Annotated in this window: 14 protein-coding genes and 1 riboswitch; of the genes, 3 read left to right on the forward strand and 11 right to left on the reverse strand. The window is 63.9% G+C overall.

All coding sequences use genetic code 11. The features are described 5' to 3' along the window. Position 1: 1 nt before the first annotated feature. From QQK95_RS15160 to QQK95_RS15210, 11 genes are all read right to left on the reverse strand, one after another. A complete protein-coding gene (locus tag QQK95_RS15160; protein WP_202359191.1) occupies positions 2 to 622 on the reverse strand; it encodes an NADH-quinone oxidoreductase subunit J in 621 nt (206 codons plus the stop codon). A gap of 125 nt (positions 623 to 747) precedes the next feature. Next, positions 748 to 1239, reverse strand: a complete 492-nt coding sequence (nuoI, locus tag QQK95_RS15165; protein WP_027046992.1) for an NADH-quinone oxidoreductase subunit NuoI — start codon at positions 1237 to 1239, stop codon at positions 748 to 750. Next, a complete protein-coding gene (gene nuoH / locus QQK95_RS15170) occupies positions 1239 to 2282 on the reverse strand; it encodes an NADH-quinone oxidoreductase subunit NuoH (RefSeq protein ID WP_284273884.1) in 1044 nt (347 codons plus the stop codon). Before nuoH ends, nuoI begins: the two co-directional genes overlap by 1 nt. Positions 2283 to 2284: 2 nt before the next feature. Beyond that, positions 2285 to 4366 (reverse strand): NADH-quinone oxidoreductase subunit NuoG, encoded by a 2082-nt coding sequence (gene nuoG, locus QQK95_RS15175; protein ID WP_284273885.1) that lies wholly within the window; start codon positions 4364 to 4366, stop codon positions 2285 to 2287. A 73-nt stretch (positions 4367 to 4439) separates the two neighbouring features. Then, the gene (locus tag QQK95_RS15180) at positions 4440 to 5135 is read right to left on the reverse strand and encodes an NADH-ubiquinone dehydrogenase (RefSeq protein WP_284273887.1); all 696 of its coding nucleotides are present in this window, start codon (positions 5133 to 5135) and stop codon (positions 4440 to 4442) included. 61 nt (positions 5136 to 5196) lie between these two features. Further along, positions 5197 to 6501: an NADH-quinone oxidoreductase subunit NuoF gene (nuoF, locus tag QQK95_RS15185; RefSeq protein ID WP_010910107.1), complete on the reverse strand. Its 1305-nt coding sequence runs from the start codon at positions 6499 to 6501 to the stop codon at positions 5197 to 5199. Positions 6502 to 6511: 10 nt separating this feature from the next. After that, the gene (locus QQK95_RS15190; protein ID WP_284273889.1) at positions 6512 to 7786 is read right to left on the reverse strand and encodes an NADH-quinone oxidoreductase subunit E; all 1275 of its coding nucleotides are present in this window, start codon (positions 7784 to 7786) and stop codon (positions 6512 to 6514) included. Further along, complete coding sequence (locus QQK95_RS15195) at positions 7787 to 8977, reverse strand: NADH-quinone oxidoreductase subunit D (protein ID WP_284273891.1); 1191 nt, start codon at positions 8975 to 8977, stop codon at positions 7787 to 7789. It lies immediately after the preceding gene. A 9-nt stretch (positions 8978 to 8986) separates the two neighbouring features. Continuing rightward, on the reverse strand, positions 8987 to 9592 hold the full coding sequence (locus QQK95_RS15200; RefSeq protein WP_284273893.1) for an NADH-quinone oxidoreductase subunit C: 606 nt from the start codon (positions 9590 to 9592) through the stop codon (positions 8987 to 8989). A 4-nt stretch (positions 9593 to 9596) separates the two neighbouring features. Further along, entirely contained in the window at positions 9597 to 10178 is a 582-nt protein-coding gene (locus tag QQK95_RS15205; protein ID WP_015317338.1) for a NuoB/complex I 20 kDa subunit family protein, read from the reverse strand. Beyond that, positions 10169 to 10534 (reverse strand): NADH-quinone oxidoreductase subunit A, encoded by a 366-nt coding sequence (locus QQK95_RS15210; protein ID WP_010910112.1) that lies wholly within the window; start codon positions 10532 to 10534, stop codon positions 10169 to 10171. The genes QQK95_RS15205 and QQK95_RS15210 overlap by 10 nt, the downstream gene beginning before the upstream one ends. Before the next feature lie 332 nt (positions 10535 to 10866). Between QQK95_RS15210 and QQK95_RS15215 the strand changes: the two genes are divergently transcribed. From QQK95_RS15215 to cobW, 3 genes are all read left to right on the forward strand, one after another. After that, complete coding sequence (locus QQK95_RS15215) at positions 10867 to 12066, forward strand: winged helix-turn-helix domain-containing protein (protein ID WP_284273991.1); 1200 nt, start codon at positions 10867 to 10869, stop codon at positions 12064 to 12066. Between the two features lie 29 nt (positions 12067 to 12095). Beyond that, a riboswitch (cobalamin riboswitch) is annotated at positions 12096 to 12301 on the forward strand. Between the two features lie 40 nt (positions 12302 to 12341). Then, the gene (locus QQK95_RS15220) at positions 12342 to 12770 is read left to right on the forward strand and encodes a DUF1636 family protein (RefSeq protein WP_284273993.1); all 429 of its coding nucleotides are present in this window, start codon (positions 12342 to 12344) and stop codon (positions 12768 to 12770) included. A gap of 2 nt (positions 12771 to 12772) precedes the next feature. Further along, entirely contained in the window at positions 12773 to 13810 is a 1038-nt protein-coding gene (gene cobW / locus QQK95_RS15225; protein WP_284273995.1) for a cobalamin biosynthesis protein CobW, read from the forward strand. Positions 13811 to 13813 lie beyond the last annotated feature (3 nt).

A 13813-nucleotide genomic window follows, 5' to 3' on the forward strand; every position in this document is an offset into this window, starting at 1 on the left:
CTCAGACTCCTTCGCCCGACTTGACCTTGCGGATTTCCATGCCGGTGGCCGGCGTGCGGCCGACCTGGGCTGCGATCGACTGCCGCTTGACCCCTTCCTTGTGGCGCAGCGTCAGCACGATGGCGCCGATCATGGCAACCAGCAGGATGAGGCCCGAAATCTGGAAGTAGTAGAGGTAGTCGGTATAGAGGATGTCGCCGAGCGCGGCCGTGTTCGAGCGCGTGGCGAGATCGGGGATCGGCTTGGACACCGTCGCGGCCAGCTTCGGCGCGAATGTGTAGCCGCCCAGCACGACGATCAGCTCCGCCGCCAGGATCAGCCCGACCAGCGCGCCGATCGGCGCGTATTGCAGGGCGCCCTCTTTCATTTCGGCGAAGTCGACGTCGAGCATCATGACGACGAACAGGAACAGCACCATGACCGCGCCGACATAGACGACGAGCAGGATCATCGCCAGGAATTCGGCGCCGGTCAGCATGAACAGGCCGGCGGCGTTGAAGAAGGTCAGGATCAGGAACAGCACCGAATGCACGGGGTTGCGCGATGAAATGACCATGAACGCCGACGCCACGGCGACAAAGGCGAAGAGGTAGAAGAAGGCCGCCTCTAGTCCACTCAGCATTGGGGTTCCCCCGGGTTCCTGTCCAAACAGGACGCTCGTCCTGTTTGATTTTTGCGACCGCCTCCGGTCGGCAAGTTTCGTTGTGTCCTTAGACGAGGCCCCTCGCCTCGTCCATGCGTCAAATATCAGCGGTACGGCGCATCCAGCGAGATGTTGCGCGCCAGTTCGCGCTCCCACCGGTCGCCATTCGCCAGCAGCTTGTCCTTGTCGTAGTAGAGCTCCTCGCGCGTTTCCGTCGCGAACTCGAAATTCGGCCCCTCGACGATGGCGTCGACCGGGCAGGCCTCCTGGCAGAAGCCGCAATAGATGCACTTCACCATGTCGATGTCGTAACGCACCGTGCGGCGCGTGCCGTCATTGCGGCGCGGGCCGGCCTCGATGGTGATGGCCTGCGCCGGGCAGATCGCCTCGCACAATTTGCAGGCGATGCAGCGTTCCTCGCCATTGGGATAGCGGCGCAGCGCATGCTCGCCCCGGAAGCGCGGGCTGGTCGGCCCCTTCTCGTGCGGATAGTTGATCGTCTCCTTCGGCGCGAAGAACTGGCGCATCGACAGGAAGAAGGCGCTGACGAAATCCTGCAGCAGCAGCGATTTTGCGGCCTGGGACAAAGCGGACATCACGCAAACCCCGTGATCTTGAGGAAGGCTGCGGTGGCGACCACCATGAACAGCGAGATCGGCAGGAACACTTTCCAGCCCAGCCGCATCAGCTGGTCGTAGCGGTAGCGCGGCACGAAGGCCTTCACCATGGAGATGCCGAAGAACACGAAGCAGACCTTCAGCACGAACCAGATGACGCCGGGCACCCAGGTAAAGGGCGCGAAGTCGAAGGGCGGCAGCCATCCGCCAAGGAACAGGATGGTGGCCAGCGCGCACATCAGGACGATCGCGACATACTCGCCGAGGAAGAACAGCAGGAACGGCGTCGACGAATATTCGACCATATGGCCGGCGACCAGTTCCGATTCGGCTTCGACAAGGTCGAAAGGCGGCCGGTTCGTCTCGGCGAGCGCCGAGATGAAGAAGATGATGAACATCGGGAACAGCGCCAGCCAGTTCCAGTCGAGGAAGGTGTTGGGCAGGCCAAGCCGCGTGCCAAGCCCGCCCTGCTGCGACAGCACGATATCGCTGAGGTTGAGCGAGCCGGCGGTGAGCAGCACGGTGACGATGACGAAGCCGATCGAGACTTCGTAGGACACCATCTGCGCGGCCGAACGCAGCGCGCCGAGGAACGGATATTTCGAGTTGGACGCCCAGCCGCCCATGATCACGCCATAGACCTCGAGCGAGGAGATGGCGAAGACATAGAGGATGCCGACATTGACGTTGGCGATCGCCCAGCCCTGGTTGACCGGAATGACCGCCCAGGCCGAGATCGCCAGCACCGCCGACACCAGCGGCGCCAGAAGGAACACGCCCTTGTTGGCACCGGACGGGATGACCGGTTCCTTGAAGACGAATTTCAACAGATCGGCGAAGGCCTGCAGCGTGCCCCAGGGGCCGACGACGTTCGGACCACGGCGCAACTGCACGGCAGCCCAGATCTTGCGGTCGGCGTAGAGGATGTAGGCCACGAAGATCAGCAGCACCACGATCAGCACGACTGACTTCAGAAGGATCAGCAGCGCCGGCAGCACGTAGAAGGAGAAGAAGGTGTCCATGCTTATTCCGCCGCCTGCTTGAAGCCGCTCTTGGCCAGTGCCGAGCATTCCGCCATCACGGCCGATGCCCGCGCGATCGGGTTTGTCAGGTAGAAATCCTTGACCGGCGAAGTGAAGGTGCCCTTGTTCAGCCGCCCGCCGAGTTTCGCCACGCCGGCGATGTCCTCCGCATTGCCAGCCGCGACCTGATCGATGCGGGCCAGATGCGGGTACTCGCCATAGAGCTTGGCACGCAGCTGCGGCAGCGAGTCGAACGGCAGTTTCTTGCCCAGCACGTCGGACAGTGCCCTGAGGATCGCCCAGTCCTCGCGCGCATCGCCAGGCGCGAAGCCGGCGCGATTCGTCTGCTGCACGCGGCCTTCGGTGTTGACGTAGGTGGCCGACTTTTCGGTGTAGGCTGCCGCCGGCAGGATGACATTGGCGCGATGCGCGCCGTGGTCGCCGTGGGTGCCGATATAGACGACGAAGGCTCCGCCGGTCTTGCCCATGTCGATTTCGTCGGCGCCGAGCAGGAACAGCACGTCCGTTTCGCCCAGCATGCCGGCGACATCCTTGCCGCCCTCGCCCGGCACGAAACCGAGATCGAGGCCGCCGACCCTGGCCGCCGCATTGTGCAGCACGGCAAAGCCGTTCCAGTCGGCGCGCGCGGCATTCACGGCAGTGGCAAGCTTCGCCGCCTGGCCGAGCACGGCCGAGCCGTCGGCGCGCGCCAGCGCGCCCTGGCCGACGATGATCAGCGGATGCGTCGCCTTCTTCAGCGTCTGGAAGAACTTGCCATTGCCGTCGGCCAGATCCTTCAGCGAATCCGGCCCGGCGCCGAGCAGTTCATACTCGTAGCGCGTGTCGCCGATATCGCCGATGACGCCGACCGGCAGATTGCCGACCCGCCAGCGCTTGCGGATGCGGGCGTTGAGCACCGAGGCTTCGAAACGCGGATTGGCGCCGATGATCAGCACCGCGTCGGCCTGCTCGATGCCTTCGATGGTCGGATTGAAGATGTAGCTGGCGCGGCCGAGCGCCGGATCGAGCGCGGCGCCATCCTGGCGGCAATCGACGTTCCTGGAGCCGAGCGAAGCCATCAGCAGCTTCAGCGCATAGATTTCCTCGACCGCGGCGAGATCGCCTGCAATCGCGCCGATCTTCTCGGGTGTCGTCTTCGACACGGCATCCTTGATCGCACCGAAGGCTTCAGCCCAGCTCGCCGGAGCCAGCTTGCCGTCCTTGCGCACATAGGGGCGATCGAGGCGCTGCGTGCGCAATCCGTCCCAGATGAAGCGGGTCTTGTCGGAGATCCACTCCTCGTTCACCTGCTCGTTGACGCGCGGCAGGATGCGCATCACTTCGCGGCCACGGCTGTCGATGCGGATCGCCGAGCCGACCGCGTCCATCACGTCGATGGATTCGGTCTTGGTCAATTCCCACGGCCGCGCCTGGAAGGCGAAGGGCTTGGAAGTCAGCGCGCCGACCGGGCAGAGATCGATGACATTGCCCTGCAGCTCGGAGGTCATCGCCTGTTCGAGATAGGTGGTGATCTCGGCGTCCTCGCCGCGGCCGATCAGGCCGAGTTCGGAAATGCCGGCGACTTCCGTGGTGAAGCGGACGCAGCGCGTGCAATGGATGCAGCGGTTCATCACCGTCTTGACCAGCGGGCCGATATACTTGTCTTCGACGGCGCGCTTGTTCTCGTGATAGCGCGAGGAATCGACGCCGAAGGCCATGGCCTGGTCCTGCAGGTCGCATTCGCCGCCCTGGTCGCAGATCGGGCAATCCAGCGGATGGTTGATCAGCAGGAATTCCATCACGCCTTCCCGGGCCTTCTTGACCATCGGCGTGTTGGTGAAGATTTCCGGGGGTTCGCCATTGGGGCCGGGGCGCAAATCGCGCACGCCCATGGCGCAGGAGGCCTGCGGCTTGGGCGGCCCGCCCTTCACCTCGATCAGGCACATGCGGCAATTGCCGGCGATCGACAACCGCTCATGGAAGCAGAAGCGCGGCACTTCCGCGCCCGCGTCTTCCGCCGCCTGCAGCAGCGTGTAGTGGTCGGGTACAGTGATCTCTTTCCCGTCGACCTTGAGCTTTGCCATTCGCTTCAAACCCCTGCGGATTTCCCGCAATCTCATTTCCCGGGCGCGACAGACGCGGCGCCCGGCATTTCATTCACTTCTTCGCAGCCAGCACGGCCGCCTGGGCAGTCCAGTCGTCACGGCCGATTCGGCCGTTGAACGACAGATAGTCGTCGACCCAGGCGATCTCCTGCGGCGACCAGGCGGCGATCTGGGCATAGGTCCAGATGCCAAGCCCGTTCAATACCTTTTCCAGCTTCGGACCGATGCCCGAAATCGCCTTGAGGTCCGACGGTTTCGCCGGCTTGTCGATCGCCTTGGGCTGCCTGAAATCCTCGGGCAGCAGCACATCGGCGGTCTCGCCGGCTGCCGGAGCCGCATTCACCGCCGGCGCCGTGGTGGCGGCCTCCTTGGCGGCGATGTCGGTGACCTCCTGCGCGAAGGACTGCGCCTCGGCTATCAGCGTCTTGGCCGTCGCCCGCGCCCTGATGGACGACGAGCTGGCGTCCTCGAATTGCTCGACGCGTGCCTCGAAATCCTCGATCAGCGGCTGCATCAGGCGCTGTGATGCCTCGGCGGCGCCCGAAAGCGCCCCCAGCCAGACGCCGAGCGCGTGGTTGGCCAGCCCGATGCCAAGCGCCGACATCGCCGCCGCACCCGCGACAGGGTGCACGAAAAGGTTGACGGCGCTGGCCATCTCCTTCGGCATCATCCTGGTCAGGTCCTGGTTCATCTTCTCGATCTGGTCCAAATTGGGCATCAATGGGTAGGGTGTCGAATACGGCGCCATAGAGTTCTCCTGGTCGTTTCTTCGTTCGCCCCGCCCCGTTATTCCAGCATTCAAAAATCTTCTATTCCGCCGCCACCATCACCGGTTCGGCGCGGTGCGCGTTGCGCGAAAACTCGTCGATGCGCCGCTCCACCTCGCCGCGGAAATGCCGCATCAGGCCTTGGATCGGCCATGCCGCAGCGTCGCCGAGCGCGCAGATCGTGTGGCCCTCGACCTGCTTGGTGACGTCGAGCAGCATGTCGATCTCGCGCTTCTGCGCCTCGCCGCGCACCAGCCGCTCCATCACCCGCCACATCCAGCCGGTGCCTTCGCGGCACGGCGTGCACTGGCCGCAGCTCTCGTGCTTGTAGAAGTAGGACAGCCGCGCGATCGCCTTTACGACATCGGTCGACTTGTCCATGACGATGACGGCCGCGGTGCCAAGGCCGGATTTGAGGTCGCGCAGCGCGTCGAAATCCATCGGCGTATCGATGATCTGCTCGGCCGGCACCAGCGGCACCGAGGCGCCGCCCGGGATAACCGCGAGCAGATTGTCCCAGCCGCCGCGGATGCCGCCGCAATGCGTCTCGATCAGTTCGCGGAACGGGATCGACATCGCCTCTTCGACGGTGCACGGATTGTTGACGTGGCCGGAGACGCAGAACAGCTTGGTGCCGACATTGTTGGGCCGGCCGAAGGACGAGAACCACGCAGCGCCCCGGCGCAGGATGGTCGGCGCCACCGCGATCGATTCGACATTGTTGACGGTGGTCGGGCAGCCATAGAGGCCGACATTGGCCGGGAATGGCGGCTTCAGCCTCGGCTGGCCCTTCTTGCCTTCCAGGCTTTCCAGCAGCGCCGTCTCCTCGCCGCAGATATAGGCGCCGGCGCCGTGATGCATGTAGACGTCGAAATCGTAGCCTGACGTGTTGCCCTTGCCGATCAGCTTGGCCTCATAGGCCTCGTCGATGGCGCGCTGCAGCGCCTCGCGCTCGCGGATGAACTCGCCGCGCACATAGATGTAGGCCGCAATCGCGCCCATGGCGAAGCCGGCGAGCAAGGCGCCCTCAACCAGCGTGTGCGGGTCGTTGCGCAGGATGTCGCGGTCCTTGCAGGTGCCGGGCTCGGATTCGTCGGCGTTGATGACCAGGTAGCTCGGCCGGCCGTCGCTCTGCTTGGGCATGAACGACCATTTGAGGCCCGTCGGGAAGCCGGCGCCGCCACGGCCGCGCAGGCCCGACGCCTTCATCTCGTTGACGATCCATTCGCGCCCCTTGGCGACGATGCCGGGCGTATTGTCCCAGGCGCCGCGCGCCATGGCACCGGCCAGCGACTTGTCGAAAAGGCCGTAGATGTTGGTGAAGATGCGGTCTTTATCCTGAAGCATTTTTCGTCCCTCAGACCGGCTTCTTGCCGAAGACGCGGATGTATTCGGCGACGCCGCCCTTGGCGAGCGCCTTGGCCTGCTTGACCCAGTCGTCGCGCTCGATACGGCCATGGAAGGAGAGATAGCCGTCGACCCATTCGCGCTCGGCCTTCTTCCAGGAAGCGACCTGCGCGAAGGTGAAGATGCCCAGCGTATGCAGGACGCCCTCGATCTTCGGGCCAACGCCGGAGATCAGCTTGAGATCATCGACCGCGGCCGGCCTGTCGATGCCGGCTGGACGGTTCTTGTCCTCGAGCGACGGTTTTGCCGGCTTTGCCGCCCTGGCCTCCGGCGCCTTGAAGGCGGCGGCCGGTTCGGCCTTGGTTTTTGGACCATTGCGCTGCTTGGAGACCTTCTCGACTTCCGGCGCTGCCTGGTTGGCGTTGGCTGCCGAATGCAGCGGCGCCGAGACACTCGCCGCCTTCTCCGCCGCAGGCGCCACCTTGGTCTTTGATGGTGTCTTCAAAGCCGGGCTGGTTTCAGGCGCATCGGTCTTCGGCTTGCTGGCATTGGACGGCGCGACGGGAGCGGCAGCGGGTGCCGGAACAGGCGCGGCGATGATCGCGTCGGGTGCCGCCTTGGCGGCCTTTGCAGCCTCCCTGGCCTCCCGGTCGCGGGTCGACTTGAGGATCGCCTTTTCGCTTTTCAGCGTCGTCAGGCAGGAGGCCGGCTCGGAGCCGGTACGGCCGTTCTGCGGTCCCGGCGCCACCGAAGCGCCCTTGCCCGCATCGTAAAGATCGATGATTTCGGCCAGCCGTTCCGGCGTCAGATCCTCGAACGTATCCTTGAAGATCATCACCATCGGCGCGTTGACGCAGGCGCCGAGGCACTCGACCTCTTCCCACGACAAGGTGCCCTTGTCGTTGGTGTGGAACTGGTCGTGATGGATTTTCGAGCGGCAGACATCCATCAGCGCTTCCGAGCCGCGCAACATGCAGGGCGTGGTGCCGCAGACCTGGATGTGCGCACGGGTGCCAACCGGATTGAGCTGGTACTGCGTGTAGAAGGTCGCGACCTCGAGGCCGCGAATCCTGGGCATGCCGAGCATGTCCGAGATCGTCTCAATCGCCGCCTTGGTGACCCAGCCTTCCTGTTCCTGCGCCAGCATCAGCAGCGGAATGATCGCCGACTGCTCGCGGCCCTTCGGATACTTCTTGATCCATTGCTTCGCCGCTGCCGCGTTCGCCCGGTTGAAGGCGAAGGATGCTGGCTGGACGCTGGCTTCTGCGAGACGGCGGACTGACATTTAGCGATCGACCTCACCAAACACGATGTCGAGGGAGCCGAGAACGGCGGTGACGTCAGCCAGCATGTGGCCGCGGCAGAGGAAATCCATGGCTTGCAGATGTGCGAAGCCGGGCGCACGCAGCTTGCAGCGGTACGGCTTGTTGGTGCCGTCGGAGACGAGATAGATGCCGAACTCGCCCTTCGGCGCCTCGACGGCCGCATAGACCTCGCCCGCCGGCACGCGATAGCCTTCGGTGTAGAGCTTGAAGTGATGGATCAGCGCTTCCATCGAACGCTTCATCGCCTGACGCTTCGGCGGCACGACCTTGCCGTCGAGGTTCGACACCGGGCCGGTGCTTTCCTTGCCGAGCAAGAGATCGACACACTGGCGCATGATCCGTGCCGACTGGCGCATTTCTTCCATGCGCACGAGATAACGGTCGTAGCAATCGCCGTTCTTGCCGATCGGGATGTCGAAATCCATTTCCGAATAGCATTCATAGGGCTGCGACTTGCGCAGGTCCCACGCCGCGCCCGAACCGCGCACCATGACGCCCGAGAAGCCCCAGGCCCAGGCATCGGCCAGCGAAACAATGCCGATATCGACATTGCGCTGCTTGAAGATGCGGTTGCCGGTCAGCAGCTTGTCGAGATCGTCGATCGACTTCAGGAACGGGTCGATCCACTTGCCGATATCCTCGACCAGCTGGCGCGGCAGGTCCTGATGGACGCCGCCGGGGCGGAAATAGGCGGCATGCATGCGCGAGCCGGAGGCGCGCTCATAGAACACCATCAGCTTTTCGCGCTCGACGAAACCCCATAGCGGCGGCGTCAGCGCGCCGACGTCCATGGCCTGCGTCGTCACATTGAGGATGTGCGACATGATGCGGCCGATTTCGCAATAGAGGACCCGGATCAGCTGGCCACGCCTCGGCACTTCGATACCGAGCAGGCGCTCGGCGGCAAGCGCGAAGGCATGCTCCTGGTTCATCGGCGCGCAGTAGTCGAGCCGGTCGAGATAAGGCACAGCCTGCAGATAGGTTTTCGCCTCGATCAGCTTTTCCGTGCCGCGATGCAGCAGCCCGATATGCGGATCGACACGATCGACGACTTCGCCGTCGAGCTCCAGCACGAGGCGCAAAACGCCGTGCGCCGCAGGGTGTTGCGGGCCGAAGTTGATGTTGAAATTGCGGACGGAGGTCTCAGCCATTCTGGCGCCTCAATTCGTCTTGGCTTTTTCGTCCCCGGGAAGAACGTAGTCCGTTCCCTCCCATGGGCTCAAAAAGTCGAAGTTCCTGAATTCCTGCTTCAATTCCACAGGCTCGTAGATGACGCGCTTGGCTTCGTCGTCGTAGCGCACTTCGACGAAGCCGGTCAGCGGGAAATCCTTGCGCAGCGGATGGCCTTCGAAACCGTAGTCGGTCAAAAGGCGGCGCAGATCGGGATGACCCGAGAACAGCACGCCATAAAGATCATAGGTCTCGCGCTCGAACCAGTCGGCCCCCGGGAATACGCCGGTGATCGACGGCACCATCGTCTCCTCGTCGGCCTGTACCTTGACGCGGATGCGCACATTCTGTTTCGGCGACAGCAGGTGGTAGACGACGTCGAAGCGCTTGGCCCGCGACGGATAGTCGGCGCCGCAGACATCGATGATCGAGATGAACTGGCAGCGCGCATCGTCACGCAGGAAGGTCACCACTTCGATGAGGTCGTGCGGCTCGACATGGATGGTGAGCTCGCCATAGGCGATGTCAGCGCCATTGACGCGACCAATCAGCTTTTCGCCGAGATAGGTCGACAGTTCGCTAAGGGATGCGGCCATGGATTTACCGTTCGATCGTGCCGGTGCGGCGGATTTTCTTCTGCAGCAGAAGAATGCCGTAGAGCAAAGCTTCGGCGCTCGGCGGGCAGCCGGGCACATAGATGTCGACCGGCACGACGCGGTCGCAGCCGCGCACCACCGAATAGGAATAGTGGTAGTAGCCGCCGCCATTGGCGCAGGAGCCCATCGAGATGACGTAGCGCGGCTCCGGCATCTGGTCGTAGACCTTGCGCAGCGCCGGCGCCATCTTGTTGGTCAGCGTGCCGGCGACGATCATGATGTCGGACTGGCGCGGCGACGCGCGCGGCGCGACACCGAAGCGCTCCGAGTCGTAGCGCGGCATCGAGGTGTGGATCATCTCGACGGCGCAGCACGCCAGACCGAAGGTCATGAACATCAGCGAGCCGCTGCGCGCCCAGGTGATCAGCGCCTCGGTCGAGGTGACCAGGAAACCCTTGTCGGCAAGCTCATTGTTGATTTCGAGGAAGAAGGGATCGTCCTCCCCCACCGGCCTGCCGGTGTTGGGATCGATGATGCCCTTCGGCTTCGGCGCGACGAGGGTGCCTGAACTGTCGTTCAATCCCATTCCAGCGCTCCTTTTTTCCATTCATAGGCAAAGCCGATGGTCAGCACTGCCAAAAACACCATCATCGACCAGAAACCGAGCATGCCGATCTTCGAGAAGGACACCGCCCAGGGAAACAGGAAGGCCACTTCCAGATCGAAGATGATGAACAGGATCGACACCAGGTAGAAGCGGATGTCGAATTTCATGCGGGCATCGTCGAACGAGTTGAAACCGCACTCGTAGGCGGAAAGCTTTTCGGGATCGGGATTGCGGTAGGCCACCAGGAACGGTGCGGCCAGCAGCGCCAGGCCGACGACCAGCGCCACGCCGATGAACAGGACGATGGGCAGGTACGAACTGAGAAGTGCGTTCATGCAGCGGCTTTCCGTTGGCGCCAATCCACTTTGATTACAGCACCGGACCTTAATGCGGAAGCGTGACAGATTAACCGCTGAACCGTTTTAAGGGGCCTATGCTGCAACGCGGCGAGGGTTAGCGCAGCACTTCCAGCGAAGCAAGTCAAACCTTGTTCAAAACGCCGACCTGGACGGCATATCCGGAGAAACTGGTCCGATCCGCTCCTGTTTGATTTCCTTCGTTTTTTACTCCACTTTTCTCTCCTGACAGGGTTGCCGCCAAAACCCTGCTAGCATGGCCTGGAATCACCCGTTAGCCCTACAGTCGAAGCACCCAGAGTGATGCCTGCATGAAGGAAAAAATCTCGCTTGCCGCCGCCCGGCGCATCGCGCTCGCCGCTCAAGGATTTCTCGACCCCCGCCCTGGCGGTACGCCCGACCGCCGCCACTTTGCCCGCGTGCTCTCCCGCACCGGCCTGCTGCAGATCGATTCCGTCAGCGCGGTGGTGCGCGCGCATTATATGCCGCTTTATTCCCGCCTTGGCCCCTATCCCCTCACCTTGCTCGACAATGCCGCCGTGACGCGCAAGCGCACGGTCTTCGAATACTGGGCGCACGAGGCATCCTTCCTGCCTGTGGAGACCTACCCGCTGATGCGCTGGCGCATGCAGCGTGCCGAGCAGGGCGACGAGATGTATCTGGGTCTGGCCAAATGGGGCCGTGAGCATGCCGCCTATATAGAAGAGATATACCGCGAGGTCGTCGCGCGCGGCCCGATCGCTGCTTCGGCGCTGGAAGGCCAGAAAGGCTCCGGCGGCTGGTGGGGCTGGAGCCATGCCAAGCACGCCTTCGAATGGCTGTTCTGGGCCGGGCGCATCACCACGGCGCACCGCCGCGGCTTCGAGCGCTTCTATGATCTGCCCGAGCGCGTGCTGCCGCAGGCGATCCTCGACCTGCCGGTGCCGGCCGCCGAGGACGCGCACCGCGAATTGCTGCGCATTTCCGCCCGCGCCCATGGGGTGGCGACATCAGGCGATTTGCGCGACTACTTTCGGCTGTCGCCGGCCGACATGAAAGGCCGGCTGGAGGAACTGGTCGAGCTGGGCGAGCTCGTGCCGGTGCGTGTCGAAGGCTGGGACAAGCCGGCCTATCTCCATAGAGACGCCCGCCTGCCCCGGAAAATCGAGGCCCGCGCCTTGCTGGCGCCGTTCGATCCGGTCGTCTTCGAGCGCTCGCGCTCGGAGCGGCTGTTCGATTTCCACTACCGCATCGAGATCTATACTCCCGCCGAGAAGCGCCAGTACGGCTATTACGTCCTGCCCTTCCTGCTCGGCGACCGGATCGTCGCGCGCGTCGACCTCAAGGCCGATCGGCCGGCCAGCGTCCTGCGCGTCCACGCCGCCTACGCCGAGCCCGGCGCGCCCCCCGAAACCGCCGCACAGCTGTTCGAGGAATTGAGGCAGATGCAGGGTTGGCTCGGCCTTGAACGCATCGAAGTGACGCCAGCTGGCGATCTGGGTCCGGCGCTGGTCGACATCGCCGTGTCGTAAGCCCGCGTTGACACCGCTGCCTGCAAAAGCCTAAATCCGGTCCAGACGGTCCCTTGCCCGCAACGGCAGGGGCTAAGAGGGAATGCGGTGCGGGGTGAAAAATCTCAAATCCGCGGCTGTCCCCGCAACTGTAAGCGAAGAGCCAAGGCCGAAAGCCACTGGGATGTTCCCGGGAAGGCGGCACCCAAGGCGATGACCCGCGAGCCAGGAGACCTGCCGTCTGAGACAAAAGAATCCGATCGCCCGGCGGGTTTCCGGGCAAGGAGCCCGGTTTTTTGGACCAGAACAGCAGTTTTTCGGCTGGCACAGCGGACAATTCGTCCGCCGACGGCGAAGCCTTGGCCGGCGTCACCGTCATCGTCTGCGCCTCCTGCCGCGACGAGACCGGCTCCGACGCCCATCCCCGCGCCGGAGAACTCTTGGCTGACGACACCCGCCGCGCCGCATCGGATGAGACCATCCGTATCCGCACGGTCGAATGCCTCGGCAACTGCAAGCGCCGCCTGAGCGCCGCGATCCTGCGTGATGGCTGCTGGAGCTATGTCTTCGGCGACCTGACCGCAACCAGTGGCGCCGACCTCGTCACCGGCGCCAAGCTCTTCGCCACCTCGACGGACGGCCTCATTCCCTGGCGCGGCCGGCCCGATTCCCTCAAGCGCGGCCTCGTTGCCCGCATTCCTCCCCTCGACCTGTTGAAGGATTGATCATGAGCGCTTCCGTCACCCGCGTCCCCTGCACCGTCGTCACCGGCTTCCTCGGCGCCGGCAAGACGACGCTGGTCCGCCATCTCCTGGAGAACGCCGGCGGCAAGCGCATTGCCATCATCGTCAACGAGTTCGGCGACATCGGCATCGATGGCGAGATCCTCAAAGGCTGCGGTATCGACACCTGCCCGGAGGAGAACATCGTCGAGCTGGCCAATGGCTGCATCTGCTGCACCGTCGCCGACGATTTCGTGCCCGCGCTCGACCAGATCCTGTCACTCAACCCGAAGGTCGACCACATCCTGATCGAGACCTCGGGCCTCGCTTTGCCCAAACCGCTGGTCCAGGCTTTTCAGTGGCCGACGGTGAAGAGCCGTGTGACCGTCGACGGCGTGATCGCCGTGGTCGACGGTCCCGCGCTGGCCGAAGGCCGCGTCGCCAACGACATGGACGCCCTGCAGGCGCAGCGCGCCGGTGATGACAGCCTCGACCATGACGACCCGGTCGAGGAACTGTTCGAGGACCAGATCGCCTGCGCCGACCTGATCATCCTGTCGAAAAGCGACCTGATGGACGCCGCCGGTTCGGCCCGCGCCAACGCCATCATTGGCGAACATTCCGCCCGTGCCGTGAAGATCGTGCCGACCTCGCATGGCAAGGTCGATCCCTCCGTGCTGCTCGGGCTCGGTCTCGCCGTCGAGGACGACATCGAGAACCGCAAGTCGCATCATGACGGCGCCTTCGACCATGAGCATGACGACTTCGACACCTTCATCGTCGACATCGCGTCGATCGCCAATCCAGACGAACTGGCACAACGCGTCGCCGCCGCCGCCGAACAGGAAAACGTGCTGCGCGTGAAAGGCTTCGTCGAGGTCGGCGGCAAGCCGATGCGGCTCCTGCTGCAGGCCGTCGGCCCACGCGTCAATCACTACTATGACCGTGCCTGGACGGCCGAGGACGACCGCCGTTCGCGCCTCGTCGTCATCGGCCTCAAGGGGCTGAACCGCCCGGCAATCGAGCGTATACTCGCCGGCTGATCT

The sequence above is a fragment of the Mesorhizobium huakuii genome (genome assembly GCF_030160235.1).
In the GTDB taxonomy this organism is placed as follows: Bacteria; Pseudomonadota; Alphaproteobacteria; order Rhizobiales; family Rhizobiaceae; genus Mesorhizobium; species Mesorhizobium huakuii.

What these genes read in the sequence shown, in the direction of transcription:
- QQK95_RS15160 (WP_202359191.1), bottom strand. Translation starts at nt 622, where the DNA reads ATGCTGAGTGGACTAGAGGCGGCCTTCTTCTACCTCTTCGCCTTTGTC.
- QQK95_RS15195 (WP_284273891.1), bottom strand. Translation starts at nt 8,977, where the DNA reads ATGGCTGAGACCTCCGTCCGCAATTTCAACATCAACTTCGGCCCGCAA.
- QQK95_RS15215 (WP_284273991.1), top strand. Translation starts at nt 10,867, where the DNA reads ATGAAGGAAAAAATCTCGCTTGCCGCCGCCCGGCGCATCGCGCTCGCC.
- QQK95_RS15180 (WP_284273887.1), bottom strand. Translation starts at nt 5,135, where the DNA reads ATGGCGCCGTATTCGACACCCTACCCATTGATGCCCAATTTGGACCAG.
- nuoH (WP_284273884.1), bottom strand. Translation starts at nt 2,282, where the DNA reads ATGGACACCTTCTTCTCCTTCTACGTGCTGCCGGCGCTGCTGATCCTT.
- nuoF (WP_010910107.1), bottom strand. Translation starts at nt 6,501, where the DNA reads ATGCTTCAGGATAAAGACCGCATCTTCACCAACATCTACGGCCTTTTC.
- QQK95_RS15200 (WP_284273893.1), bottom strand. Translation starts at nt 9,592, where the DNA reads ATGGCCGCATCCCTTAGCGAACTGTCGACCTATCTCGGCGAAAAGCTG.
- QQK95_RS15205 (WP_015317338.1), bottom strand. Translation starts at nt 10,178, where the DNA reads ATGGGATTGAACGACAGTTCAGGCACCCTCGTCGCGCCGAAGCCGAAG.
- cobW (WP_284273995.1), top strand. Translation starts at nt 12,773, where the DNA reads ATGAGCGCTTCCGTCACCCGCGTCCCCTGCACCGTCGTCACCGGCTTC.
- QQK95_RS15190 (WP_284273889.1), bottom strand. Translation starts at nt 7,786, where the DNA reads ATGTCAGTCCGCCGTCTCGCAGAAGCCAGCGTCCAGCCAGCATCCTTC.
- QQK95_RS15210 (WP_010910112.1), bottom strand. Translation starts at nt 10,534, where the DNA reads ATGAACGCACTTCTCAGTTCGTACCTGCCCATCGTCCTGTTCATCGGC.
- nuoI (WP_027046992.1), bottom strand. Translation starts at nt 1,239, where the DNA reads ATGTCCGCTTTGTCCCAGGCCGCAAAATCGCTGCTGCTGCAGGATTTC.
- nuoG (WP_284273885.1), bottom strand. Translation starts at nt 4,366, where the DNA reads ATGGCAAAGCTCAAGGTCGACGGGAAAGAGATCACTGTACCCGACCAC.